Annotated in this window: 25 protein-coding genes; 8 read left to right on the top strand and 17 right to left on the bottom strand. The window is 67.8% G+C overall.

All coding sequences use genetic code 11. The annotated features are described in order from the left end of the window. Window positions 1–256 precede the first annotated feature (256 nt). The 5 genes from FAB82_RS27260 (at window position 257) to FAB82_RS23165 (ending at window position 7939) form a co-directional block, all read left to right on the top strand. Window positions 257–610 carry an STAS domain-containing protein gene (locus FAB82_RS27260; RefSeq protein WP_168801733.1) on the top strand — a complete coding sequence of 118 codons (354 nt, stop codon included), beginning with the start codon at window positions 257–259 and terminating at the stop codon, window positions 608–610. Between the two features lie 123 nt (window positions 611–733). Further along, the gene (locus FAB82_RS23180) at window positions 734–4447 is read left to right on the top strand and encodes a multifunctional oxoglutarate decarboxylase/oxoglutarate dehydrogenase thiamine pyrophosphate-binding subunit/dihydrolipoyllysine-residue succinyltransferase subunit (RefSeq protein ID WP_136536933.1); all 3714 of its coding nucleotides are present in this window, start codon (window positions 734–736) and stop codon (window positions 4445–4447) included. Window positions 4448–4844: 397 nt separating this feature from the next. Continuing rightward, window positions 4845–6086, top strand: coding sequence for an extracellular solute-binding protein (locus tag FAB82_RS23175; protein WP_211116784.1), 1242 nt, complete (start codon window positions 4845–4847; stop codon window positions 6084–6086). Window positions 6087–6102: 16 nt separating this feature from the next. Continuing rightward, the gene (locus FAB82_RS23170) at window positions 6103–7050 is read left to right on the top strand and encodes a carbohydrate ABC transporter permease (protein ID WP_136536931.1); all 948 of its coding nucleotides are present in this window, start codon (window positions 6103–6105) and stop codon (window positions 7048–7050) included. Between the two features lies 1 nt (window position 7051). Next, window positions 7052–7939 carry a carbohydrate ABC transporter permease gene (locus tag FAB82_RS23165; RefSeq protein ID WP_136536930.1) on the top strand — a complete coding sequence of 296 codons (888 nt, stop codon included), beginning with the start codon at window positions 7052–7054 and terminating at the stop codon, window positions 7937–7939. Window positions 7940–8008: 69 nt separating this feature from the next. Here the strand turns inward: FAB82_RS23165 and FAB82_RS23160 are convergent, their stop codons facing one another. Together FAB82_RS23160 and FAB82_RS23155 are read right to left on the bottom strand one after the other, a co-directional pair. After that, window positions 8009–8500: a hypothetical protein gene (locus FAB82_RS23160; RefSeq protein ID WP_136536929.1), complete on the bottom strand. Its 492-nt coding sequence runs from the start codon at window positions 8498–8500 to the stop codon at window positions 8009–8011. 113 nt (window positions 8501–8613) lie between these two features. Continuing rightward, window positions 8614–9576 (bottom strand): zinc-binding dehydrogenase, encoded by a 963-nt coding sequence (locus FAB82_RS23155; RefSeq protein WP_136536928.1) that lies wholly within the window; start codon window positions 9574–9576, stop codon window positions 8614–8616. Window positions 9577–9766: 190 nt separating this feature from the next. On the opposite strand from FAB82_RS23155, the gene sodN reads away from it, so the two are divergent. Further along, window positions 9767–10177 (top strand): superoxide dismutase, Ni, encoded by a 411-nt coding sequence (gene sodN / locus FAB82_RS23150; RefSeq protein ID WP_211116783.1) that lies wholly within the window; start codon window positions 9767–9769, stop codon window positions 10175–10177. 279 nt (window positions 10178–10456) lie between these two features. Further along, complete coding sequence (locus FAB82_RS23145) at window positions 10457–10903, top strand: ATP-binding protein (RefSeq protein ID WP_136536927.1); 447 nt, start codon at window positions 10457–10459, stop codon at window positions 10901–10903. A gap of 269 nt (window positions 10904–11172) precedes the next feature. Here FAB82_RS23145 and FAB82_RS23140 read toward each other — a convergent pair whose 3' ends face one another. After that, a complete protein-coding gene (locus FAB82_RS23140) occupies window positions 11173–11436 on the bottom strand; it encodes a WhiB family transcriptional regulator (protein ID WP_136536926.1) in 264 nt (87 codons plus the stop codon). A gap of 763 nt (window positions 11437–12199) precedes the next feature. Next, entirely contained in the window at window positions 12200–13153 is a 954-nt protein-coding gene (locus FAB82_RS23135; protein ID WP_136536925.1) for a diacylglycerol/lipid kinase family protein, read from the bottom strand. 32 nt (window positions 13154–13185) lie between these two features. Between FAB82_RS23135 and FAB82_RS23130 the strand changes: the two genes are divergently transcribed. Continuing rightward, window positions 13186–13641: a hypothetical protein gene (locus FAB82_RS23130; RefSeq protein WP_136536924.1), complete on the top strand. Its 456-nt coding sequence runs from the start codon at window positions 13186–13188 to the stop codon at window positions 13639–13641. Window positions 13642–13772: 131 nt separating this feature from the next. Here FAB82_RS23130 and FAB82_RS23125 read toward each other — a convergent pair whose 3' ends face one another. The 13 genes from FAB82_RS23125 to FAB82_RS23065 form a co-directional block, all read right to left on the bottom strand. Further along, complete coding sequence (locus FAB82_RS23125) at window positions 13773–14534, bottom strand: sirohydrochlorin chelatase (protein WP_136536923.1); 762 nt, start codon at window positions 14532–14534, stop codon at window positions 13773–13775. Then, window positions 14527–15234: a phosphoadenylyl-sulfate reductase gene (locus tag FAB82_RS23120; protein WP_136536922.1), complete on the bottom strand. Its 708-nt coding sequence runs from the start codon at window positions 15232–15234 to the stop codon at window positions 14527–14529. Before FAB82_RS23120 ends, FAB82_RS23125 begins: the two co-directional genes overlap by 8 nt. A 26-nt stretch (window positions 15235–15260) precedes the next feature. Beyond that, window positions 15261–15467, bottom strand: a complete 207-nt coding sequence (locus tag FAB82_RS23115; protein ID WP_136536921.1) for a hypothetical protein — start codon at window positions 15465–15467, stop codon at window positions 15261–15263. Further along, the gene (locus FAB82_RS23110; protein WP_136536920.1) at window positions 15464–17137 is read right to left on the bottom strand and encodes a nitrite/sulfite reductase; all 1674 of its coding nucleotides are present in this window, start codon (window positions 17135–17137) and stop codon (window positions 15464–15466) included. The genes FAB82_RS23115 and FAB82_RS23110 overlap by 4 nt, the downstream gene beginning before the upstream one ends. Before the next feature lie 330 nt (window positions 17138–17467). After that, window positions 17468–18946: a sensor histidine kinase gene (locus FAB82_RS23105; RefSeq protein ID WP_136536919.1), complete on the bottom strand. Its 1479-nt coding sequence runs from the start codon at window positions 18944–18946 to the stop codon at window positions 17468–17470. Window positions 18947–18989: 43 nt separating this feature from the next. Continuing rightward, window positions 18990–19292 (bottom strand): DUF2469 domain-containing protein, encoded by a 303-nt coding sequence (locus tag FAB82_RS23100; protein WP_136536918.1) that lies wholly within the window; start codon window positions 19290–19292, stop codon window positions 18990–18992. Window positions 19293–19388: 96 nt separating this feature from the next. Further along, window positions 19389–20033: a ribonuclease HII gene (locus FAB82_RS23095; protein WP_136536950.1), complete on the bottom strand. Its 645-nt coding sequence runs from the start codon at window positions 20031–20033 to the stop codon at window positions 19389–19391. A gap of 2 nt (window positions 20034–20035) precedes the next feature. Then, window positions 20036–20734 carry a signal peptidase I gene (gene lepB / locus FAB82_RS23090; RefSeq protein ID WP_136536951.1) on the bottom strand — a complete coding sequence of 233 codons (699 nt, stop codon included), beginning with the start codon at window positions 20732–20734 and terminating at the stop codon, window positions 20036–20038. Then, window positions 20734–21843 carry a signal peptidase I gene (gene lepB, locus FAB82_RS23085; protein WP_246039769.1) on the bottom strand — a complete coding sequence of 370 codons (1110 nt, stop codon included), beginning with the start codon at window positions 21841–21843 and terminating at the stop codon, window positions 20734–20736. Before lepB (FAB82_RS23085) ends, lepB (FAB82_RS23090) begins: the two co-directional genes overlap by 1 nt. Window positions 21844–22122: 279 nt before the next feature. Continuing rightward, entirely contained in the window at window positions 22123–22470 is a 348-nt protein-coding gene (gene rplS / locus FAB82_RS23080) for a 50S ribosomal protein L19 (protein WP_136536916.1), read from the bottom strand. 89 nt (window positions 22471–22559) lie between these two features. Next, window positions 22560–23330, bottom strand: a complete 771-nt coding sequence (trmD, locus tag FAB82_RS23075) for a tRNA (guanosine(37)-N1)-methyltransferase TrmD (protein WP_136536915.1) — start codon at window positions 23328–23330, stop codon at window positions 22560–22562. 13 nt (window positions 23331–23343) lie between these two features. After that, on the bottom strand, window positions 23344–23847 hold the full coding sequence (rimM, locus tag FAB82_RS23070) for a ribosome maturation factor RimM (protein WP_136536914.1): 504 nt from the start codon (window positions 23845–23847) through the stop codon (window positions 23344–23346). 71 nt (window positions 23848–23918) lie between these two features. Further along, window positions 23919–24149, bottom strand: a complete 231-nt coding sequence (locus FAB82_RS23065; RefSeq protein ID WP_211116792.1) for an RNA-binding protein — start codon at window positions 24147–24149, stop codon at window positions 23919–23921. Window positions 24150–24151 lie beyond the last annotated feature (2 nt).

Genomic DNA, 24151 nt, shown 5'->3' with positions numbered 1-24151 from the left:
GTGCGGCTTCGTCCAGGTCAGGGGTGGCTATGAAGAATACGTCGTGGCCAGGGCCCCGGCCAGCCGTGACGCCTGGTCCGTGCGGGTGCGAACACGAGGCTGTCTCGTCCGTCACCTGTGCACTTTCCCCCCAAAGCGCCTCCAAACAGTGGCATCTGGACGTGTTCTGTGTCGGCCCCGTCGGATAGACTTTGGGTCGCAGCCGAGTACGGCAGGTGCTCGGGCGGGCTCCCTACCGAGTTTGCTAGGTGAATTCATGACGCTGTCAATCGAGACCGCTACCACCGATACCGGGGTCGTCACGGTGGAACTGGCAGGGGAGGTCGACTACGCGACCGCTCCCCAGATCCGCGAGACGATCACCAACGCCCTCGAAGCCGGAGGGGTGTCCTCCATCCGGGTCGATGTCGCGAAGGTGACCGTCCTCGACTCCACCGGGATCGGCACCATCGTGGTCGCCTACCGGATCGCCCGCGAGATGGGCGTCGAACTGGCCGTGGTGGGCCCCAACCGGTTCATCACCCGACTGTTCACCGTCGTCGGTGCCGAGGAACTCCTCGAGGAGCCGACAGAGACGTTCTCTGCGAAGGAGCGCAGCGGCGCCCCGTGACCCGTGCCGTGACCGGTTCCGCAGGAGCGTTACCGGTACTACATTTTTTCAGCCCCGCGGTTACTCTTGACGCGGGGACTTCCGTCTCCGTCCACGCAGCGTCAAAGAAGAGGCGATTCAGTCGTGTCGAGTGCGACTCCGCGCAATCCGTTGACCGATTTCGGTGCCAATGAATGGCTGGTCAACGAGATGTATGAGCGTTACCGCGAAAACCCCGACAGTGTGAGCGCCGGGTGGCGCGAGTTCTTCGGCGGCGATCCGACGCCGGCCGCAAAGGCCGCCGATTCGGTCACCGCCGCGGTCGCGGATGCCTCGCGAAAGCCCGAGGCCGAGATCACCGCCAAGGTCGAGAAGCCCCAGGCGGCTCCCGCGCCCGTCGTCCCGGCTGCACCCACCCCCGCTCCCCAGACCGCTTCAACGGAGAAGAAGGCCGCCCCGATCGTGAACGAGCCCGAACCCACCGCCCCCGCCTCCGGCTCCGCCGCCATCAAGCCGCTCAAGGGCGTCGCCGCGAAGGTCGCCCAGAACATGGACGCGTCGCTGGAGATCCCGACGGCCACGTCCGTCCGCGCCGTCCCCGCGAAGCTGCTGTTCGACAACCGCATCGTCATCAACAACCACCTCAAGCGCGGCCAGGGCGGGAAGGTCTCCTTCACCCACCTGATCGGCTACGCGCTGGTGCAGGCGGTCAAGGCCCACCCGGGCATGAACGCCGCCTACAAGGTCGTCGACGGCAAGCCGCAGCAGGTCACCCCCGCCTCGATCAACCTCGGCCTCGCGATCGACCTCGCCAAGCCCGACGGCTCCCGCACCCTCGTCGTGCCGTCGATCAAGCACTGCGAGTCCATGGACTTCCGCGAGTTCTGGCAGGCCTACGAGGACCTGGTCCGCAAGGCCCGCACGGGCAAGCTCACGATGGAGGACCACGCCGGGGCGACGCTGACTCTGACCAACCCCGGCGGCATCGGCACCGTCCACTCCGTCCCGCGCCTGATGAAGGGCCAAGGCCTCATCGTCGGCGTCGGCGCCATGGAGGTGCCCGCCGAGTTCGCCGGGGCCTCCGACGAGACCCTCGCCGACCTGGGCGTCTCCAAGATCATGACGGTGACCTCGACCTACGACCACCGCATCATCCAGGGCGCCGAGTCCGGCCAGTTCCTCGCCACGCTGCACCGGCTGCTGCTCGGCGACGACTTCTTCGACCAGATCTTCAAGAGCCTGTACATCCCGTACGAGCCGGTCCGGTGGGTCCGCGACGTCTCCAAGACCCACGAGGGTCAGATCGACAAGAACGCCCGGATCATCGAGCTCATCCACGCCTACCGGGTCCGCGGCCACCTCATGGCCGACACCAACCCGCTGCACTACGAGATCCGCCGCCACCCCGACCTCGACATCCTGTCGCACGGGCTGACGCTGTGGGACCTCGACCGCACCTTCCCGGTCGGCGGCTTCGCCGGCCAGCAGCGGATGAGCCTGCGCGAGATCCTCGGCGTCCTGCGCGACTCCTACTGCCGCCGCATCGGCGTGGAGTACATGCACATCCAGGATCCCGAAGAGCGCCAATGGCTCCAGCGGCGCATCGAGGTCCCCTTCGAGAAGCCGAAGGTCGAGGAGCAGAAGCACATCCTCGGGCGCCTCAACGCAGCCGAGGCCTTCGAGACCTTCCTCCAGACGAAGTTCGTGGGCCAGAAGCGCTTCAGCCTCGAAGGCGGCGAGTCGCTCATCCCGCTGCTCGACCAGATCCTCAACGAGGCCGCCAATGAGGAGCTCGACGAGGTCGTCATCGGCATGCCCCACCGCGGGCGCCTGAACGTCCTGGCGAACATCGTCGGCAAGAAGCTCTCCAAGATCTTCACCGAGTTCGAGGGGCACATCGACCCCAAGTCCATCGGCGGCTCCGGCGACGTCAAGTACCACTTGGGACTGACCGGCAAGTTCACCTCCCCCGACGGACGCAATGAGACCGTCGTGTCGGTGGCGGCCAACCCCTCCCACCTGGAGGCGGTCAACCCGGTGCTCGAGGGCATCGTGCGCGCCAAGCAGGACAAGATCAACCTCGGCGAGGAGGGCTTCACCGTCCTGCCGCTGGCCATCCACGGCGACGCCGCGTTCGCCGGTCAGGGCGTGGTCGCCGAGACGCTGAACCTGTCGCAGCTGCGCGGCTACCGCACCGGCGGCACCGTCCACGCCGTGGTCAACAACCAGGTCGGTTTCACCACCGCCCCGCTGCACTCGCGCTCGTCGCTGTACTGCACCGACGTCGCCCGCATGATCCAGGCGCCGATTTTCCACGTCAACGGCGACGACCCCGAGGCGGTCTGCGAGGTCGCGAAGCTGGCCTTCGCCTACCGCCAGCAGTTCCGCAAGGACGTCGTCATCGACATGGTCTGCTACCGGCGCCGCGGCCACAACGAGGGCGACGACCCGAAGATGACCAACCCGGAGATGTACCAGGTCATCGACTCCAAGCAGTCCGTCCGCAAGCTCTACACCCGAGCGCTCATCGGCCGCGGCGACATCACCATGGACGACGCCGAGGAAGCCCTGGCCGACTACCAGGCGCAGCTCGAGCGGGTCTTCCGCGAGACGAAGGAAGCACTGTCCGGCCAGACCGGCCCGATGCCGTGGCGCCACCAGCCCGAACCGGTCGCCGACATCGATACCTCGGTCGACGCCGAGACCGTCGCCATGATCGGCAAGGCGCACACCACGCTTCCCGAGGGCTTCGAGCCGCACAAGGCGGTCCGCAAGGTCCTGGAGAAGCGCAGCGAGATGTCCACTTCGGGCAATGTCGACTGGGCCTTCGCCGAGACCCTCGCGTTCGGTTCGCTCCTGATGCAGGGCAAGGCCATCCGCCTCGCCGGCCAGGACTCGCGCCGCGGCACCTTCGTGCAGCGCCACTCGGTCGCCATCGACCAGGCCACCGGCGCGGAGTACACGCCGCTGAACCACCTGGGCGAACAGTCCTCGAAGTTCTTCGTCTACGACTCGCTCCTCTCGGAGTACGCCGCGATGGGATTCGAGTACGGCTACTCCGTGGAGAACCCGGAGATGCTGGTGGCCTGGGAGGCCCAGTTCGGCGACTTCGTCGACGGCGCCCAGACCATCACCGACGAGTTCATCTCCTCGGGCGAGGCCAAGTGGGGCCAGCACTCGGGCCTGACGCTCCTGCTCCCCCACGGCCACGAGGGCGCCGGCCCCGACCACACCTCGGGCCGCATCGAGCGGTTCCTGCAACTGTGCGCCGACGAGAACATGCGGGTGGTCAACTCGACCAGCCCGGCCAACTACTTCCACCTGCTCCGGCGCCAGGCGCTCGACCCGGTCAAGAAGCCGCTCATCGTGTTCACGCCGAAGTCGCTGCTGCGCCACAAGGCCGCGGTCAGCCAGCTCGACGAGTTCACCTCGGGCCGCTTCCAGCCGGTCATGCCCGACCCGGCCCTCGCCGCCGGCGAAGTCCAGGCGGGCAGCGTCAAGAAGATCCTGCTCTGCTCGGGCAAGATCTACTACGACCTGGCCAATGCCCGCAGGCAGCGCGGCATCACCGACACCGCGATCGTCCGGGTCGAGCAGCTCTACCCGCTCCCGGCCGAGGAGCTCCAGGGCGCCTTGGGCGCCTTCCCGAACGCGGACGACATCGCCTGGGTCCAGGAGGAGCCGGCCAACCAGGGCGCCTGGTCGCACATCGCGCTCAACCTGCTGGAGCAGCTGGGCGGGGTGCACCTGCGCCGCATCTCGCGCCCGGCCGCGGCGGCGCCGTCGACCGGTTCGCCGAAGGTCCACGAGGTCGAGCAGCGGGCGCTGGTCGACGTGGCCCTGCCGCAGCCCAGCTAGGACACGGTAGGACGCACTAGGAAAACGTAAGAAGAGCAGAGGTGAGGCCCGCGGGCCTCACCTCTGCTTTTGCTTGCGTCCCGTGCCCTGGCACTCACAGGACTCAATCAGGTCTCACTTCTACAACAGCAGCCTCAATAGTCCCTCTAAATGAGGTTTGTCTATGTTCGGACTCTTGACGATAGTCCATGTAACCGGTAACAATGTGAGGCGGCCCCCATATGGGCAACTGATGAAACAAAGAAGATCACATTGGAGTGATGCTTAGATGCCCCCCGTTCCCTCACCGCCGGGCAATGTGTCCCGGCGAACGCTCCTCACTGGAGCGACCGCGACAGCCGGCCTAGGCCTGGCCGGGTGCGGCTCGCTCTCCAGTGAACTCGGCGGCGGTACACCTGTGAAGCAGTGGAATCTCCTGGCCGGCGGCGACGGCGCGGTCATGACGGCCATGCACGAAGAGTTCATGGCCGCCAATCCCGACATCAACCTTGAAGCGACCACCTTCGCCTGGGGAACCCCGTTCTACACCCGGGTCGTGATGGGCGCGGCGGGCGGCAACGCCGCCGATGTCGCCACCTCCCACGTGTCGCGGGTCAAGAGCGGCGGCAACGCCGCCGATGTCGCCACCTCCCACGTGTCGCGGGTCAAGAGCCTCTCCCCCGGCACCATCCTCGACCACATCGAGCTCTCCGAGCTCGAAGAGTTCGGGATCAAGGGTGAGGACTTCCCCGAGGCGATCTGGGACAAGTGCTTCGTGGACGACAAGCTCTACGCCGTCCCGCTCGACACCCACGCGTTGGTCAACTACTACAACCGCGACATCTGCGCCCAGGCGAACGTCCTGAACCCCGACGGCACCCTCTTGGAGACCGACGGCGTCGAGGAGTACTTCGACCTGCTGCGCGCCGTCAAGGACGTCACCGGCGAGTACGGCACCTCGCTCGACACCCTGGCCGGATGGCGCCAGTTCTGGGCCTTCTACCGTCAGCAGGACGGGGAGATGATCTTCGGCGACGGCGACTACGAGATGGACGACGGCAAGGCCCTCGCCGCCATCGAAGTCCTGTACAAGATGGCCGAAGAAGGCCTGTGCCCGACCTTCGCCGACGGCGGCCAGTGCGCCGCGAACTTCGAGAACGGCGTGTCCGGCCTCGTCCAGGTCGGCAACTGGGAGATCGCCCGGTTCAGGCTGTTCGAGGGCCTCGACTTCTCCATGACCGAGATGCCCGCGCTCTACAACGGCAACCGCTACACCCAGGGCGACAGCCACGGATTCGTCTTCCCCCATCACAACTCGTGGGACCCCGAGGTCCGCAAGGCCACCATCGCCTACGTCGCCTACATGGTCAAGAACAGCTTCGAGTGGGGTGCCGGGGGCGGCCACACGCCGACCTACCTGCCCGTCACCGAGGGCGAGGACTACCAGAACCTCCAGCCGAACGCGGAGTACGCGAACGTTGTCCACAATGTCCAGTTTGATCCCGACGCCTGGTTCTCCGGTTCCGCCGCTCGACTCCTGGACGACTCCAACGCCGTGCTCAACCAGGTCTATTCGCAGGCGATGACTCCCGACGTCGCCCTGGCGACCATGAAGTCGCGCATCGAAGACCTGTTGGCGCTCCCCAACCCGGTCGAGTGAACAAGGGACCTCTGACATGACTGTGAAAACCGAGACGCCCGACGAGGCGTCCGCCGCAACGGCGCGGCAAGAGGCCCTGGCGCCCCAGAAGAAGCCCCGGTCATTGGCCGGACTCTGGTTCGTGCTCCCCTTCTTCGCCGCCTACGTGCTCTTCCTGGTCTGGCCGACCATCCTCGGCCTGTACTACTCCTTCACCGACAAGAGCCTGACCGGCCGCCCCGTCAGCTGGATCGGCCTCGACAACTGGGCGGAGGCCTTCGGCGACCAGCGCGCCTGGGACGCCCTGTGGAACACCGCCGTGTTCACGCTGTACAGCACCCCGCCGCTGGTGATCATCGCGATCATCCTGGCGCTCCTGGTCAATCGCGCCCGCAAGATGGGCTGGTTCCTGCGGATGGCGTTCTTCGCGCCGTTCGTGCTGCCGGTCTCCGTGGTCACGATGATCTGGATGTGGATGTACCAGCCCGACGGCGGCCTGGTCAACCACTACCTCCAACTCCTCGGCATCCAGAGCCCCGAAGCGGCGACGCTGTGGCTTCAGGACGAGAACACCGCGATGATGGCGGTCGTCATGACCACCGTGTGGTGGACCGTCGGCTTCAACTTCCTGCTCTACCTGGCCGCCATCCAGTCGATCCAGCCCGAGGTCTACGAGGCCGCCGCGATCGACGGCGCCAACTGGTGGCAGCAGCTGTGGGGCATCACGCTGCCGCTGCTGAAGAAGACCACGGGCCTGGTCATCGTCCTGCAGCTCATCGCCAGCCTGCGGATCTTCGACCAGATGTACCTGATGACGGCGGGCGGCCCCAACCGGGCCACCGAGGTCGCCATCCACTACATCTACATCGCGGGCTTCGAGGGCTTCCGGATCGGCTACGCCTCGGCACTGTCCTATGTGCTGTTCGTGCTCATCCTGATCGTCTCCATCGTCCAGTTCCGGATCTTCTCCAGGGAGGAGGACTGACATGACCGCTCTCAAAGAAGCCCCTACGCCTGAGTCCGGCGAGAAGCGCGCGCTCAAGCCGCGCCGCGGGCGCCTCAGCGTCGGCGCCGTGATCGTCTACGTCTCGGCGACCGTGCTGGCTCTGTTCTGGCTGGTGCCGCTGCTGTGGGCGCTGTCGACGTCCTTCAAGACCGAGCAGGCCGCCAGCCTCGGCCAGCCGATTCGCTGGATCCCCGAGGACTGGTCGCTTGACGGGTACAAGGTCCTGTTCGAACGCGGCGAGCACCTGACGTGGATGCTGAACTCCACGATCGTGTCGACCATCGTCACGGTCCTGACGCTCATCCTGTGCGTCCTGGCAGCCTACGGGTTCTCGCGCTTCGACTTCCCTTACAAGAACGTCATCTTCGCGAGCATCATCGCGGGCCTCATGGTGCCGGGCCAAGCCCTCATCATCCCGATGTTCGACCTGGTCAACGCCCTGCACCTGTCGAACACCTACTGGGGCCTGGCGCTCCCGCAGGTGGTCGCGCCGGTCATGGTGTTCATCCTGAAGCGGTTCTTCGACGGCATCCCGCGCGACTACGAGGAGGCCGCGAAGATCGACGGGGCCGGTCACTTCCGGATCCTGTGGTCGATCATCATCCCGCTGGCGGGCCCGATCATGGCCGCGGTCGGCATCTTCACCTTCATCGGCTCCTGGAACAACTTCCTGTGGCCCTTGATCGCCGCCACCGACCCGTCGATGATGACCCTCCCGGTCGGCCTCGGCACGGTCGCCGGCGGTTACGGCCTGTTCTACGCGCAGACCATGGCCTCGGCCGTGCTCGGCGCGCTGCCGCTGCTCATCGTCTTCCTGATCTTCCAGAAGCGGATCGTCGAAGGCGTCGCGGGCGTCGGCCTGAAGTAGCCGGACCTGACGCAATACGAAACGGGGCGCGGCCTGAGCCGCGCCCCGTTTTGCCTGTCCCCTAAGCGATCAGAAGATGCCCTGCTTCTCCAGACAGCTCGCCTGGGCCCAGCCGACCGTGTCGCCCGAGGAGATCCTGATCCACTTCGTCTCCCATTCCAGGCCCGCGCAGCCGATCGTCTTCTCGCCCTCGGTAGTGCCGCAGGAACCGCGCACCTCGGTGCCGTTCTTGAGACGGGCGAGGCGCTTCGCGCTCATCTTGGTCTCGGTGAAGATCGAGACGCCGAAGGTGGCCTCGACGGTGTACTTGCACAGCATGAGCTGTTCCTCGGCCCGTTCGGTGGTCAACAGCGCCGGGTGCGCCGCGGCCGGGCTCGCGTCGGTCAACGCGGCACGGGAGGCGGCAGTGGAGGCCGCACCCTCGCCCTGCTCGGCCAGTGCCACGGCGACCACGACGATCGCCGCGCCGACCGCGATCTTGAACGCGAGTTTCCTGCCGATCGCCCACGCGCCTGTGGCGCCGGACTTGAGTCCGTCCTTGACCCGCCCTACGACTGCCATGATCGTCCCTCCCCTAGGTTCAGATCCCCTACAGGGTGGGCTCTGGCGGGGCCGGTCGGCGGGCGAATGCGCCAGAAACCGACCCCACTGTCGTACTTACGACGTTGGGTTTCTCACGAGCGCAGCACCACGACCTTGCCGAACGCGTCTCCCGAGTCCAGACGGCGCAGCGCGGTCTCGGCGTCGGCCAGGGTGTGGACGGAGTCGATCACGGGCTCGACCTCCTGGTTTTCGCAGAAGGCGATGAGTTCGGCCAGCTCGTCCCGCGTGCCCATGGTCGAGCCGACGATCTCCAGCTGCTTGAAGAAGACGTGGCGCAGGTCGATCACGGGGGCGTGGCCGGCGGTGGCACCGCAGATGACCAGGCGCCCGCCGGGCTTGAGGGACTTGATCGAGTGGGCGACGGTCTCACCGGCGACGGAGTCGATCACGACGTCGACCCGTTCGGGCAGCCGCGCGCCCGGTTCGACGGCCTCGGCGCCGATCTCGGCGGCCTTGGCGCGGCGCTCCTCGGTCCGGCCGGTGGCGTAGACGCGGGCGCCGAGGGCCTTGGCCAGGACGATGGCGGCGGTGGCGACGCCGCCGCCGGTGCCCTGAACGAGGACGGCGCCGCCCTCAGCGAGGCGTCCGCGGGCGGTGAGCATGCGCCAGGCGGTGAGATAGGCCGTCGGCAGGCAGGCGGCCTGGGCGGCGCTCCAGCCCCGCGGCTTGGGCAGCAGGTTGCGGGCCGGGACGGCGACGGACTCGGCGAGCGTGCCGGGGTGGAGCTCCGAGAGCAGGGACCGCTTCGGGTCCAGCGTCTCGTCGGGCAGGGTCGCGTCGGCGATGATCGGGTAGACGACGACCTCCTCGCCGTCGGCCGTGGTGCCGACGGCGTCGGTCCCGAGGATCATGGGGCACTGCTCGGCGCTCAGGCCCACTCCGGCGAGCGACCAGAGGTCGTGGTGATTGATCGTCGCGGCGGCGAGCTCGATCCGGGTCCAGTCCGCGGGAACGGCGGGCGGATCGATCTCACCCACCGAGAGAGCCGAGAACGGATCGTCCGGATTGACATCGCGGGCATAGGCGGCAAGCATCGGTGATCGACCTCCGTTTGGCGAGCTGGCGAGCGGGAACCTGGGTTTCAGCCGCGAACGCGTTGTCCACTATGGGTATTCATGAATCCGTGTTGCGACTCCCACTCTAGGGGTATAGCCGAATTCTCCTCTCCGAGAGGTAAGGTCGGCGGTGGAATCACACCCACTGGAAAGAAGCTGGAGGGGCACAATGTTGAAGCCTCTGTTCAAGCGGATGCTGCCGCAAATCACGGCTTCGGCCCACTGCGACCTGCCTTGCGGGGTCTACGACCCGGCGCAGGCCCGCATTGAAGCCGAGTCGGTCAAGGCGATCTGCGAGAAGTACCAGGCCAACGAGGACCCTGAATTCCGCACTCGCGCTCTGATCATCAAGGAGCAGCGGTCCAACCTCGTCAAGGAGCACCTGTGGGTGCTGTGGACCGACTACTTCAAGCCGCCGCACTTCGAGAAGTACCCGCAGCTGCACTCCCTCGTCAACGAGGCGACGAAGCTCGCCGGAGCCTCCGGTTCCAAGGGCAGCGCGGACCCGAAGGTGGCCGAGGAGCTCCTGGCCAAGATCGACGAGATCGCCACCATCTTCTGGGAGACCAAGAAGGCCTAGCAAGATCTATAAAGCGTTGCACCGCAACGTATCTGAAGCACCGTAGCGCCCGCCCGGTCCATCCAGGACCGGGCGGGCGCTCGTGGGTATACGCTGGGGTGCATCATCCGATCGTCCCGAATTGTCTTCGCTTGTGCGGGCGAAACCAACCCGTCCGGGGGATTGCGGCCCGGGCCCGCATCATGGCCCGGCCTGCGCGCGAACGTGGTGACCACTATTCTTTGCAGTGCGAGTTGCTGAATTCGTCTACACAGAACGTCACAGGGAGCGGCGATGCCGGTGAGCGATGAACGCGAAGACGTGCTGCTGCTCGACGTCCCACAGGAGGGTGACTACCTCTCGGTGCTGCCCACCGCGACCGCGGCGGTGGCCACCCGATTGGGCTTCTCTCTCGACGAGATCGAGGACCTGCGAGCGGCGGTGAACGCGGCGGTGGGGCTGCTCCTGCCGCCGGATTCGGCCCGCCCGAGGCTGCTGCGCGGCCGCACGCCCCCGGAGCCGCTGCGGTGCCGCCTGGAGGTGGGCGAGACGTGCCTCCAGATCGTCCTGAGCCGCCCCAAGGGCGATCCGCTACCCGGAGACAACACCTACCAGTGGCAGGTCCTCAGGGCCCTCACTGACGAGGTCAGGTCCGAGACGGCCGGGTCGGTGTCCACGATCAGCATCCGCCAGCGGCGCCCCTCCACGGAGTCCGACGCCGACACCGAGCGCCACAGCCTCCACTGACCGGGGCGACCCGCCGTGGGAATCGGCGGCGGGTTTCGCCCCCGTGCGGCACGGTCTCACGGCACGGTCGCACTACGAAGCCGCGGGCGAGGCGCCACTTCACCGCGATGCGGCACGTCGGCCTCGCGCCGCTGCCGAGGCCGCCGTTTCCGTCCTGAAAAGCCTGAAGGCCCGGCATTCCTGCCGGGCCTTTCAAGCTCACTGCTCAAATACGAGGGATGGGTGAATCAAGGGGACTGCGGACCCGCTGGTCCGCCGCTGGTCGGGTCCTAGCCCGCGACCGGAGCGGCAAGCGTCCGCAGCGCACCGGAACGGCGCTTGAGCTCGCGGCGTTCCACCTCGCTCAGCCCACCCCATACGCCGGCATCCTGGCCGGTTTCGAGTGCCCACTGCAGGCAGGACTCGGTGACAGGGCAGCGCCGGCAGACGTTCTTGGCCTGCTCGATCTGCGAGAGCGCAGGACCCGTGTCCCCGATGGGGAAGAACAGCTCGGGGTCCTCGTCTCGGCAAATGGCCTCGTGGCGCCAATCCATCAAAACATCTCCTTGCTTAAGATCAGAACATTGGATTACACGTTGTTATTCGCTGCTTGTGTTCCGGCGGCGTGCGACGGGATCGCTCACGCACTGGCCAGCCGGTATTGCTTGTGGACGGTCACACCGCAACGGGCGACCATTCGGGCGATATCGAGGTGGGCGAGGGCTCCCGACAAAGGGAACCGTTGCCACCGCGAACGCGGTCTTCCTCCGCACACCTCAGCGTCATTGCTGAACGCCTGAGCGTCTTTCGAGAACATCGACCGACGTAGGCGGTCACCCGGTTGGTGACCTGCGGTCCGCACCTTGACCCGACCACCTTGTGAATGCTTTCACAAAGTTTGGATTTGTCAAGGGGTTCGACTCCGGAAATTAGCTTGAAGTGAGTGAACTCACCGCGCTACCTCGACGAAGACTCGTGGGCCACACACTCCGGGACCCCTACCGCGGGCCCTCGGGGCGGCTCCCTCAACCCCCATACCCGGGGGCCGATGACAGCGAGTCGAACCGGTTTGACACACTGGCACTCAACGTTGGGCCGGCTGGGCTCAGAGGCTTCGCCGTGAGTGACTACTGGGCGACAGTACTCATCCAAATGCCCGGTCAATACGCACCGAAAACACGATATTCGGTTATGAAGTCTCACGCCGCCCACCTTGGCGAAGCTTGCGAGCCAAGTGTTAGTACAGTCGGCGGCGAAATCAACCTTGCCCGCTCACGCCTGAGTTGTCAACACCCAGTCTCAGGTTTTCCCAAGTTGTTAGCAGGCTACCCGCAATGCTCCGGGAACCGAACTGAGTTCGAGTTCCGTACGCTCGCCGAGATAGTCTCCGTCGAGTTGAAACGCTTGCGGTAGCGATGTGCGCAGTCTGATCCCGTCGAGATCGTGATGCGTGACTGCGTGCTCACCGTCCGGACCTTCTCTTCCCACCAGCAGTGAAGCGGCGGTCCGAGTTGTGGCCGGTAGGTCAAGTTTACGCAGAATCAGAACGTCAAGTCCAGCATTAAAGGATGCCCGCGCGTTGAGATTCACCGGAAGGGTACCCAAGTACGTCCACGGCGCACAATTTTGGACCACGACCATGCCGGTCGACTGATCCGACTCCCCCGTCGACAGCTCGACATCTATCGAATCGCCTTCCACGCCATGCTCGTTCAATTCCGCCATGACGGCTCGGGCATAGTGCGCGCCGATATTGCGTCTCTTGCGGTAAGACTCGACACGCTTGATCACCGAGGCGTCCCAGCCGAGTCCGGCGCAGAAGGTGAAGAGGCGGTCCTCCTTCTCGCTCACGACGCGCCCGAGACTCACCGTGCGGGTCCTTCGCTCCCGCAGGGCGTCCACGATCGCCATCGAGGCCCGGCGGCGGTCCCAGGGAAGCCCCAGCGCGCGGGCGAAGACATTGGTCGACCCGGCGGGGATGGGGGCGAAGATCGGAGCGGACTCGGCGTCGGGGACGTCGGCCAGCAGGCCGTTGACGACCTCGTTGACGGTGCCGTCGCCGCCGAGGCTGAGGATCACGTCGAAGCCCTCTTCGGCACCTTGGCGCGCCAGTTCCTCGGCGTGCCCGCGCCGCTCGGTTTTCCGCACGGTCAGGTCAATCACCTCGCCGAGCTGTCTGACCACCCACTTGGTGCGGCGGCGAGAGCCCGTCGAGGCCTTCGGATTCACGATGAGCAGACCACGCTGTGGCGCTGGTTGCAAGGCGCGCATAAGCGCAGCGTAGCCCGGGATACGGTGGGGAGGTGAACGAAACCGACGCCGACATGGGCACCGTCACCGATTCCGACGCCGATCGCGACAGGCCGTGGACGCTCGTCGCCGCTTCGGCCGTTTTCTGGCTCCTCGCAACCGGACTCGTCGCCGCCGGGCTGTGGGGCGTGGCGCAGCTGGTCATCGGCGAGGTGAGCTCGACTCAGGCCGCGCTCGGCGTCGCCGTGGCGGCCTGGCTGATCGCCCTGTATTACTGGTTCCTGGGTCGGCGACTGTGGATGGGGCGCAATGCGATCGCGCAAGCGGTGTTCAATGCGCTGCTGTGGCTGCCGGTCGGGTACTACCTGCGCGAGGCGGGGCTTTCGGGCTACGGCCTGGCGGCGTGGGTCCTGGCGGCGGTCATGCTCGTGTTGGTTCTGGCTCCGGCGACGCGAAAGGCGACCGACTTCGGCGAGGAGCGGCGCCCCTTCGGAGAGACCGGCGAGTAACGCTTTCGGGTGACCTTCAGTTCCCGGACCGTCACCGGCCGCGTTTTCTGTCGGACCCGGCTGCGACGCTTGCGGCGATACTGCATTTCTCCCCTGGGCGGGTGGGGGCTGGGGATGGCTTTTCGCGAGTATCAGCGGACCGCGTCGGCGCGGGCCGCGATGAGCTCCAGGAGCTCGGGGGCCGTACCGAGCGGTTCTCCGGCGTGTACGACGCCGGCGGAGCGGGCCGATTCGATCGCCGTGTCGCACAGCAGTCCCGGGGCGATGAAGTAGCAGACCGCCGCGACCTTCCGGGCGCCTTCGGCTCGCAGCGCCTCGACGGTCTCCGCGGCGCGCGGTCCCGGCCCCGAGGCGAATCCCGGGCCGGCCGGCACGCCGAGCAGGCGACCGGCCTCGGCCGCCACCTCCGCTACGTGGGCGCGGCCCGCGTCGACGCGCGTACCGGCGGCGAGCACGACCAGACCGTCCACGTCCCTCGGCAGTCCGCGCACGAGGGCCTTCGCGAGCGACAGGTCCCCCACCGGGCGGGCCAGGTCCACCGAGAGCCCCGGACGGGCCGCCTCGGCGCGGCGCGCGACGTCCGGCAGGTCGGTCTGCGAGTGATAAGCGTCGGTCAGCAGCAGCGGGAGTGCCACGGCGCGCCGGGTGCCCTCGTCTGCAAGGGAAGTCAACACGTCGACCGGATCGGGGTCGTTGAACTCCAGGAAGCCGACGCGGCTCCCCGCCGCGTCGGCGATGGCGCGCACGGCCTCCGGCGACCTCGGGTCGGGGCTGCCGTGCGCCACCAGCACGACCGGAGCCGCCGGCTCAGGCGCGGGCCGGGAGGCGGGCCGGGACGCGACCGAGGTCGCGTCCTGCGCCCGCGTCAGCTCCGCGGAGGCGCTGTTAGACATGCAGTCCGCACTCGGTCTTGTCGAAGGCGGCCCAGCGGCCCGCGCGCGGGTCCTCGCCCGGCTCGGTGCGCCGGGTGCACGGCCAGCAGCCGATCGAACGGAAGCCGTCCTTCAGCAGCGGGTTCACCGGGATGTTGTAGCGCTCGATGTACGCCTCCTGGTCGGCCTCGGTCCACTTGGCGATGGGCGAGACCTTGACCTTGCGGCGGGTCACGTCGAAGTCGACCACGCGGGTGTTCGCGCGGCTCGGCCCCTCGTCGCGGCGCAGGCCGGTGGCCCAGGAGTCGTAGTCGGACAGCGCCTCGTTGAGCGGCATGACCTTCCGCAGGGCGCAGCATTCGTCGGGGGCGCGCGCGAACAGCCGCGGCCCGAACTCGGCGTCCTGGGACAGGACCGACTGGTCGGGGCCGATGGTCCGGACGTTGACGTTCATGGTGGAGGCCACGAAGTCGCGGACTTCGAGGGTCTCGGGGAAGTGGAGTCCGGTGTCGAGGAACACCACGTCGAGCCCGGGAGCGACCTGCGAGGCCAGGTGGACCACGGCGGCGTCGGCCATCGAGGAGGTCACACAGAAGCGCTCGCCGAACTCGCCGACGGCCCACTCGATGATCTCGGTGGCCGTGGCCGTTTCGAGGCGGTCTCCCGCGGCGGTGGCGAGGTCGCGTAGTTCGAAGGGATCCCGGTTCGTCGTGGTGTTCATGTCGTTACTCCTCGGGGTAAAAAGCGCTACTCACTGCTGGCTGCAGGGAGGTCTGGCGGGGCGATGGCCGCGGGGGCCGCGGTGCCGTAGTACTTCACCGAGAAGACTCGGGTGCAGTCGTAGCAATGCCATCCGCCGCGGATCTCGACGTCGCTGTCGGGATCCGGCTCGTAGGGGCGCAGGTCTTCCTCTCCGCAGTACGGGCAGTTATAAGGAACGACGCGGCCGCTCACTTGAATTCCTCTTCGTCGGCCCGATGGACCCACTGCGCGAAGGTCTCGCCCTCCGACCTGGCGGACAGGTAGCGGCGGGTGAGGCGTTCCACATAGTCGCCGAGTTCGGCCGAGGCGACCTTGAGGCCGCGGGACTTGCGCCCGAGGCTGGCCGCGGCGGCGTGGCCGCCGCCGAGGTGGACCTGGAAGCCCTCGACCTGCTCGCCGTCGACCGTGACCAGCTGGCCCTTGAGGCCGATGTCGGCGGTCTGGGTGCGGGCGCAGGCGTTGGGGCAGCCGTTGACGTGGATGGAGATCGGGACGTCGAGTTCGGGGACGCGCTTCTCGAGCTCGGCGACGAGGTCGCGGGCGCGGTCCTTGGTGTCCACGATGGCCAGTTTGCAGAACTGGATGCCGGTGCAGGCCATGGTGGCGCGGCGCCACTGGGACGGGCGGGCGGACAGGCCGATCGCCTCGAGATCGGCGACGGCGTCTTCGACGCGGTCCGCGGGGACGTCCAGGAGCAGGAGCTTCTGGAGCGCGGTGGTGCGGACGCGGTCGGAGCCGTACTTCTCGGCCACGTCGGCGAGCTGCCCGAGCAGGGTGCCGGAGACGCGGCCGACGACCGGCGCGACGCCGATGTAGTAGTTGCCGTCGGTCTGCTCGTGGATGCCGATGTGGTCGAGCAGCTTCTCGGGCACGGGCGGCGCGTCGAGGTCGGGAAGCTTGCGGCCGAGATAGGCCTCGGACTCCAGGACCTCGCGGAACTTCTCGGCGCCCCAGTCCTTGACGAGGAACTTCAGGCGCGCGCGGGTGCGCAGGCGCCGGTAGCCCCAGTCGCGGAAGATGCGGACGACATTGACCCAGACCTCTTCGATGTCCTCCTGGGCGACCCAGACGCCGAGGCGCTGGGCGAACATCGGGTTGGTGGAGAGCCCGCCGCCGACCCAGATGTCGAAGCCGGGGCCGTGCTCGGGGTGCTCGGCGCCGATGAGGGAGATGTCGTTGGTCTCGTACGGGTTGTCAGGGAGCCAGCCGATGGAGGACTTGAACTTGCGCGGCAGGTTCGACAGCGAACGGTCGCCGACGAAGCGATCGTGGATGGCCTGGATCTGCTCGGTCGGGTCGATGACCTCGTCCTTGCTGACTCCGGCCACCGGCGAGCCGAGGACGACGCGCGGGCAGTCGCCGCAGGCCTCCTGGGTGTCGAGGCCGACCGCTTCGAGACGGCGCCAGATCTCGGGGACGTCCTCGACGCGGATCCAGTGGTACTGGACGTTCTGGCGGTCGGTGACGTCGGCGGTGTCGCGGCCGAAGTCCTTGGAGATGTCGGCGACGGTGCGCAGCTGGGCGAGGTTGAGCTGGCCGCCGTCCATGCGCACGCGCATCATGAAGTACTTGTCGTCCAGCTCCTCCTCTTCGAGGATGCCGGTCTTGCCGCCGGCGATGCCGGGCTTGCGCTGGGTGTACAGGCCCCACCAGCGGAAGCGTCCGCGCAGGTCCGCCGGGTCGATGGAGTCGAAACCGCGCACGGAGTAGATGCCCTCGATGCGCTGCCGCACATTGAGCGGGTTGTCGTCCTTTTTGGACTGCTCGTTCTTGTTGAGCGGCTCCCGGTGGCCCATGGCCCACTGGCCTTGGCCCTTAGGGCGACGGGGTTTGCGCGTTGGCGTTGGCACAGTTCTCCTCATGCGGACACAGAAGTGGCAAGGTTTCGACGGCGAATAGCCGGAAGAATTAAGCGCGCATCAGACAGGCGGCGCTGAACACACGGCAAAGGTCGACGTGGCGGCGTGCCACCAATCGGAGCCCGTGTGCGCGAGACATGCCTGCAAGCATGCCACACATCCCGCCCATCGACACCCCTCGTCCCGGCTGGTGGAAGCCCGCGCCACACGCGTTCGGGCGCACGAGAAGGGCGGCCCGGGCCACAGAGACCAGTGCCGCGACCGTCCGCTTCGGGACGTCGACTCGGATTACTGGAGGGCACTGCACCTCCTGCTTCGCCCTCCGTTCCTTCGTCACTGGAGGGCGAAGTCCACGACGGCCTCGGTGCCGCCCTCCTCGCGGGGGCGCATGTCGATGGTGCCGCGCAGTTCGCCAGTGACCAGGGTGTGGACGATCTGGAGGCCGAGGCGGTTGGAGCCGGCGATCTTGAAGCCCTCGGGGAGCCCCTTGCCTTGGTCGGAGACGGTGACGCGGAGCCGGTCGCCGGAGCGTTCGACGCTGATGACGACCTCACCCTCCTGGCCGGGCGGGTAGGCGTGCTCGACGGCGTTCTGGAGAAGTTCGTTGACGACCATGACCAGCGGCGTGGCGTATTCGCTCGGCAGGACCCCGAAGGTGCCCTCGCGGCGGAGCGTCACCTTCGACTCGGCGACGGAGACCTCGACGGCCATGGAGGCGACGCGGTCCACGATCTGGTCGAAGCCGACCGATTCGTCCGAGGACTGGGCGAGGGTCTCGTGGACCAGCGCGATCGAGGCGACCCGGCGCACCGACTCCTCCAGGGAGACGCGGGCCTGCGGGGAGCCGACGCGGCGGGCCTGGAGGCGCAGCAGCGCGGCGACGGTCTGGAGGTTGTTCTTGACGCGGTGATGGATCTCGCGGATGGTCGCGTCCTTGGTGACCAGCTCCCGGTCGAGGCGGCGGACCTCGGTGATGTCGCGGACCAGGACGAGCGCGCCGGCGGCCTTCCCGCCGGGCCGCAGCGGCAGCGCCCGCATGAGGACCGTGGCGCCGCGCGCCTCGATCTCCTTGCGGCGGGGGGTGCCGCCGGCGAGGGCGTCGGCGATGCGGCGGGCGGCGTCGGCGCCGACCTCGGTGTCGCCGGGCAGGCTGCGGGTCAGTTCGGCCAGGTCGCGGTCGCGCAGGTGCCCGGTGACGCCCATGCGGCGGTAGGCCGAGAGGGCGTTCGGGGAGGCGTAGCGGACCAGGCCGTCGGAGCCGATGCGGACCAGGCCGTCGCCGATGCGGGGCGCGGTGGTGGGCTCGCCGGGCAGCAGCGGGGGCGGGAAGCCGCCGTCGGTGAGCATCTGGACCAGGTAGTCGGCGGTCTTGAGGTAGTTGAGTTCCAGGTGGGAGGGGCTGCGCGAGTCGGACAGGTTGGTGTCGCGGGCGGCCACGGCGATGACCTGGCTGCGGTCGCGGCGGCGCACCGGGATGGCCTCGTGGCGGGCCGCGACGTCGCCGCGCCAGACCGGGTCGCCCTCGCGGAAGATGCGCCCCTCGGTGAAGGCGACGTTCAGGTGCTGGGCGTCGGCGCCTTCGATGACGCGCCCGACCTGGTCCTCCTCGTACGCCGTCGGACCCGTGGTGGGCCGGACCTGCGCCATGCACACGTACCGGCCGGGGTGGCCGGCGACCGCGCCCCACAGCAGGAAGTCGGCGAACGAGAGGTCGGCGAGGAGCTGCCATTCGGCGACCAGCCGCTGCAGGTGGGCGGCTGAGTTCGAGGTCAGGTCGGTGTGGGAGCTGACGACATCACGGAGTGTTGACACCAGACAATATTAGCGGCGGATTCGCCGCCCGTTATGGTCCGCTTTACGGCAGGGTGATGTCGGGCTTATCCAGCTCTTCCACGTTGACGTCCTTGAAGGTCAGGACGCGGACGTGCTTGACGAAGCGGGCCGGCCGGTACATGTCCCACACCCAGGCGTCGGTCATCTCCACTTCGAAGTAGGTCTCGGCCTCCGCGCCCCGCACGTGGACCTCCACCGCGTTGGCCAGGTAGAACCGCCGCTCGGTCTCGACCACGTAGGTGAACTGCCGCACGATGTCCCGGTATTCGCGGTACAGCTGGAGTTCCATGTCGGTCTCGTACTTTTCGAGGTCCTCGGCGCTCAACGCTCCTCCTTCTCAACGACGGTTCCAACGATAGTGCGCCTGCGCCCTGTTCGCCCCGCGGCTTGCCGCCGGGCAAGCGCCGGGGCGAACCAGCGGTCACGCAGCGAGGTGGACGGCGACGTTCGCATAGGACTTCCGGTGCTCCTCGCATGGGCCCCATTGGTGCAGCGCCGCAGCGTGAAGGGCCGTGCCGTATCCCTTGTGCACGGCGAAGCCGTAGTGAGGGTAGCGCCCGTCGAGCTCGTGCATCATCCGATCGCGCGTGACCTTCGCGACCACCCCGGCGGCCGCGACGCACGCGGCGCTCCGGTCGCCCTTGACCACTCCGAGGCTCCGGACAGGCATGCCCGCCACCGGGAAGCCGTCGGTGAGGACGTATCCGGGACGCTCCTCCAGGCGGGCGACCGCCAGCCGCATGCCCTCCAGGTTGCACACGCCGACGCCCCTGGCGTCGATCTCGGCCGGCGGGTAGGCGCAGGTCGCAATCAGGGCACGGGAGCGGCGCAGTCGCTCGAAGACCCGTTCGCGGGCGGCCTCGGTCAGCAGCTTGGAGTCGTTCAACTCCTCCAGGCGGGCCGTGGGCGGGAGGCTGACGGCGGCGACCACGAGCGGTCCGGCGCAGGCCCCGCGCCCGGCCTCGTCGACCCCGGCCACCGGGCCGAGGCCGCGGCGGCACAGGGCGGCCTCCATCGCGTACAGGTCGCCGGCGCGCCGCATGCGGGTCGGGGCGGGGCGCAGCATGGTCACGAAGGCGGCGGGACGTCCTCGAAGGTCCCGGGAATCGAGAACCAGGTCCCGTGACCGACCGGCCAGAACAGCACGAACGCCTTGCCGATGACGGCGTCGGTCTCGATGGTCGCCGCCTCGACGTCGCCGCCCTCACGGATGTAGCGCTCGCGCGAGTCGCCGGAGGCCTGACGGTGGTCGCCCATGACCCACAGCCGGTCCGCGGGCACGACTACATCGAACGCGTCCAGGCTCGGCACGTCCTGCTCACCGGTCAGCGGGTTGACGTAGAGGTAGTCGTCCTCTTCGAGGGCCTCGCCGTTGACGGTGATCCGTCCGTCGTCGTCGCAGCACACCACGTGGTCGCCGCCGACGGCGATGACCCGCTTGATGAACTCGTCCTCATCCGGATCTGACCGCCACGAAACGGGAGCCGTGAAGACGACGATCTCGCCGCGCTCCGGATCGGAGAAGTTGTAGACCAGCTTGTTGACCAGCACCCGGTCGTTCAGCTCAAGGGTGTTCTCCATCGATCCCGAAGGGATGTAATAGGTCTGGACCACCCAGGTACGCACCACAATGGCCACCAGAATGGCCACGCCCAAGAGGATGGGCAGTTCTTTCCAGAACGAACCCTTCTTCTTCTGGGGCTGCTGCTGACTGGAGGTCTCGTCGACGCCGTCACCGTCGGCATCGGGCGCTTGCCCTTCTTCGATCACGGTGCGAGTCTACGCGCTTGCACTGCGGGCAGGGGGGCGCCCATCCCCGTGGCAGGCAAGGCAGGCGGCAGCTGATATCCGCCCGCCGCACTGGTCCACCCGGACGTGACGGCCCCTATCGCCTCGGATCCGGACGTGTCGGAATCGCCGGTTTCGTCGCCGGAATCCCCTCCGCCGCCCCCGGTCGTGCCGTCCAGCACCGCGAACGACGCGGGGATCTCCAGGTTCCGGGCGCGGTCCGTCGGCCACACCAGCGCGATCGCCCGGCCGATGAGGTTCTCCACCGGCACGGGCCCCTGACATCGGGAGTCCTTCGAATTGCCGCGGTGGTCGCCCATCACCCACACCTGTCCCTCGGGGATGGTCAGCTCCTCGAACAGCCGCGAATGGCACGTGCCGGGCTCGACGTCCAGCGGGGCGTTGTCGTAGACGTACTCGTCCTCGTGCAGCGAGACGCCGTTGACCACGACATTGCCGTCCGCGTCGCAGCAGGAGACGGTGTCGCCGCCGACGGCGATGACCCGCTTGATGAAGTCCTTCTCGTCGGGCTCCGCCAGCCCGATCAGGTCGAGCACGGCGGTGGAGACGTCGGAGGTGAACGAGTCCTCCGAGTTCGAGGGCCGGTACTCCGGATCCCAGGAGTCGGTGCCGCGGAAGACCACGACCTCGCCGCGCTGCGGGGTGCGCAGCGTCTGGGTGAGCTTGAGGACCAGGACCTTGTCGCCCTCCTGGAGGGTCTGCTCCATCGAACCGGACGGGATGTAGAACGGCTGCACCGCGAAGGTGCGCAGCAGCACCGCCGCCGAGAACGCGACGACCAGCAGCAGCGGCAGCTCGATCCACAGCGACAGGTACTGGCGCTTGTGCGGCTGCGACAGGCGGCTCTCGGGCTCCTTCTCCTTGCGGGGCGAACGCTTGGGACGGGCGCCGGGCCGCTGGTGCGAGCCGGTCACCTTGTCCTGGGGACCGGCCGCCCGGTTCTGGGGTCCGGTGGGGCGCGGGTGCGCTCCCGTTCTGTTCCTCTGGTCCGCTCCGCCGACGTTGTCGAAGGCGCCCGGGACGCGATCGGGCGGGCCGGTCGGGCCGCCCGCTCGCCCCAGGTCCACCCGGGGGATCCTCTCGGTCGGGGAATCGCCGCGGCCCGGAGGCGGACGGCGGGGCCCGGACCGCTCGGGCGGAGGCGGCGGATCGACCGGGCCGTCCGGCCCGGGGAGTCGGCCCCAGTCGATACGGCGCGGTCCATTCAACCCGCCGTTATCGGGAGAACCAGGACTCATTCGCAGAGCCTAACCGAAAACCGGGGGCAACACGAAACCCCGGACCGAAGCCCGGGGTTCGAAACCGTTGGCGCACTGAGCCAATCGTCGGCTCGAAAGCGTCGCCGACTAGATCTCGCGCTTTTCCTTGATCTTCGCGGCCTTACCCTTGCGCTCGCGCAGGTAGTACAGCTTGGCGCGGCGAACCTTGCCTCGCATCGCGATCTCGATCTTGTCGACCATCGGGCCGTGGACCGGGAAGGTGCGCTCGACGCCGATGCCGAAGCTCAGCTTGCGGACGGTGAAGGTCTCACCGATGCCGGCGCCGTGGCGACGGATGACGACGCCCTGGAACACCTGGACACGGGACCGGGCGCCTTCCTGAACGCGCACGCTCACTTTGACGGTGTCGCCGGGACGGAAGTCCGGCACGTCGGCTCGCATGGAAGCAGCGTTCAGCTCATCCAGAATGTTCATTGGTGTCAACCCTCGTTGATTTCAGAAATGAAAGTTCGTGATCGCGCGAGAGGAACCGCCTGAACGAACGGCTCATCACGTCAACTCACCTACTCTGCCACATCCTGCTCGGACAGAGTTATCCCGGCCCCTAGAAGTAGGCGCCGGTCACGTTCATCGAGGTTATCGCGGTCGATGCGCTCCAGCAAATCCGGGCGGGCCTTCGCGGTGCGGAGCAGTGCCTGGTCACGGCGCCACCGGTCGACCTTGCCGTGGTCGCCCGACAGGAGCACCGGCGGCACCTCCAGGCCCCGCCACTCGGCCGGGCGGGTGTACGCCGGAGCCTCCAGCAGGCCGTCGTTGTGGGACTCGTCGTCCAACGAGGCGGCATTGCCGAGCACGCCCGGCAGCAGCCGCGTCACGGCCTCCACGATCGCCAGGACCGCGACCTCCCCGCCGAAGAGGACGTAGTCGCCGATCGAGACCTCGGTGACCTCCATGCTGTCCGACGCGTGGTCGACCACCCGCTGGTCGATGCCTTCGTAACGGCCGCAGGCGAACATGAGCCACGGCTCGGCCGCAAGTTCATGCGCCATCGCCTGCGTGAACGGCCGCCCGGCCGGGCTGGTCACCAGCAGACGGGGCTTTGCCTCACCCGGGATGAGCTCATCGAGGCACTCGCCCCACGGCTGCGGCTTCATGACCATGCCGGCCCCGCCGCCCGCGGGGGCGCCGTCGACCGAGTGGTGGACGTCGTGCGTCCAGCGCCTGAGGTCGTGGACGTTCAACTCGAGCAGGCCCCGCTCGCGGGCGCGGCCGATGAGCGACAGCTCCAGCGGCGAGAGGTACTCGGGGAAGACCGTCACTACGTCGATTCTCATGAAAGATCCCGCATCAGAGTTCCAGCAGCCCCTCGGGCAGGTCCACGTGGATCGTCTCCGCGTCCAGGTCGACCTCGCGGATCATCTCGGCCACGAACGGGATCAGCGCCGGGCTCTGCCCGCGCCGCTTGACGACCAGGGTCTCGTGGGCGGCGCCGTGGTCGACCCGGGACACCGTCCCGATCTCCCCCGCGTCCCGATCGACCACGGTGAGCCCGATCAGCAGCGTGTCGTGGACCTCGTCCTCCGACGCGACGAGATCGTCCGGATCGATGTCGAGACTCAGCTCCGTCCCGCGCAGCGCCTCGGCCTCATTGCGGCCCGACACGCCCGCGAAGTTGATCATCGGGCGGCCCTGGTGCCAGCGCACCGTCTCGGCCTTGAGCGGCCCCGCCTTCGTGGAGTACTCCACGCCCGGCTTGAACCGCTCCTCGGGATCATCGGTGCGGACTTCCACGATGAGCTCGCCGCGCACCCCGTGCGGGCGCACGATCCGCCCGACCACCAGCTGTACCAATGGAAAACCTCTTCTGCTCTGGAGACAGCACAACGGCCCCGGGGGCGAACCCCGGGGCCGTGCGGCTTGACTCAGTAGGAATCGACGACCTCAACGCGAATGCCGCGGCCACCGATGGAACCGATGACCTGGCGCAGCGCATTGACGGTGCGACCGCCCCGTCCGATGACCGTCCCGAGGTCTTCCGGGTTGACCCGGACCTCGAGGCGCTTACCGCGACGGGAGTCGACCAGACGTACTCGGACATCGTCGGGATTGTCGACAATGCCTTTCACAAGGTGTTCAAGCGCTGGCCGCAACACGG

The sequence above is a fragment of the Glycomyces buryatensis genome (genome assembly GCF_004912275.1).
Classification (GTDB): domain Bacteria; phylum Actinomycetota; class Actinomycetes; order Mycobacteriales; family Micromonosporaceae; genus Glycomyces; species Glycomyces buryatensis.
Note: the sequence above shows the minus strand (reverse complement) of the source record. Positions and strands in the feature narration are given on the sequence as shown.

Excerpts from the sequence above, each read along its gene's own strand:
- FAB82_RS27260 (WP_168801733.1), top strand. The coding sequence starts at position 257 with ATGACGCTGTCAATCGAGACCGCTACCACCGATACCGGGGTCGTCACG.
- FAB82_RS23170 (WP_136536931.1), top strand. The coding sequence starts at position 6,103 with ATGACTGTGAAAACCGAGACGCCCGACGAGGCGTCCGCCGCAACGGCG.
- FAB82_RS23165 (WP_136536930.1), top strand. The coding sequence starts at position 7,052 with ATGACCGCTCTCAAAGAAGCCCCTACGCCTGAGTCCGGCGAGAAGCGC.
- FAB82_RS23160 (WP_136536929.1), bottom strand. The coding sequence starts at position 8,500 with ATGGCAGTCGTAGGGCGGGTCAAGGACGGACTCAAGTCCGGCGCCACA.
- FAB82_RS23155 (WP_136536928.1), bottom strand. The coding sequence starts at position 9,576 with ATGCTTGCCGCCTATGCCCGCGATGTCAATCCGGACGATCCGTTCTCG.
- sodN (WP_211116783.1), top strand. The coding sequence starts at position 9,767 with ATGTTGAAGCCTCTGTTCAAGCGGATGCTGCCGCAAATCACGGCTTCG.
- FAB82_RS23140 (WP_136536926.1), bottom strand. The coding sequence starts at position 11,436 with ATGGATTGGCGCCACGAGGCCATTTGCCGAGACGAGGACCCCGAGCTG.
- FAB82_RS23135 (WP_136536925.1), bottom strand. The coding sequence starts at position 13,153 with ATGCGCGCCTTGCAACCAGCGCCACAGCGTGGTCTGCTCATCGTGAAT.
- FAB82_RS23125 (WP_136536923.1), bottom strand. The coding sequence starts at position 14,534 with ATGTCTAACAGCGCCTCCGCGGAGCTGACGCGGGCGCAGGACGCGACC.
- FAB82_RS23120 (WP_136536922.1), bottom strand. The coding sequence starts at position 15,234 with ATGAACACCACGACGAACCGGGATCCCTTCGAACTACGCGACCTCGCC.
- FAB82_RS23110 (WP_136536920.1), bottom strand. The coding sequence starts at position 17,137 with ATGAGGAGAACTGTGCCAACGCCAACGCGCAAACCCCGTCGCCCTAAG.
- FAB82_RS23095 (WP_136536950.1), bottom strand. The coding sequence starts at position 20,033 with ATGCTGCGCCCCGCCCCGACCCGCATGCGGCGCGCCGGCGACCTGTAC.
- rplS (WP_136536916.1), bottom strand. The coding sequence starts at position 22,470 with ATGAACATTCTGGATGAGCTGAACGCTGCTTCCATGCGAGCCGACGTG.
- trmD (WP_136536915.1), bottom strand. The coding sequence starts at position 23,330 with ATGAGAATCGACGTAGTGACGGTCTTCCCCGAGTACCTCTCGCCGCTG.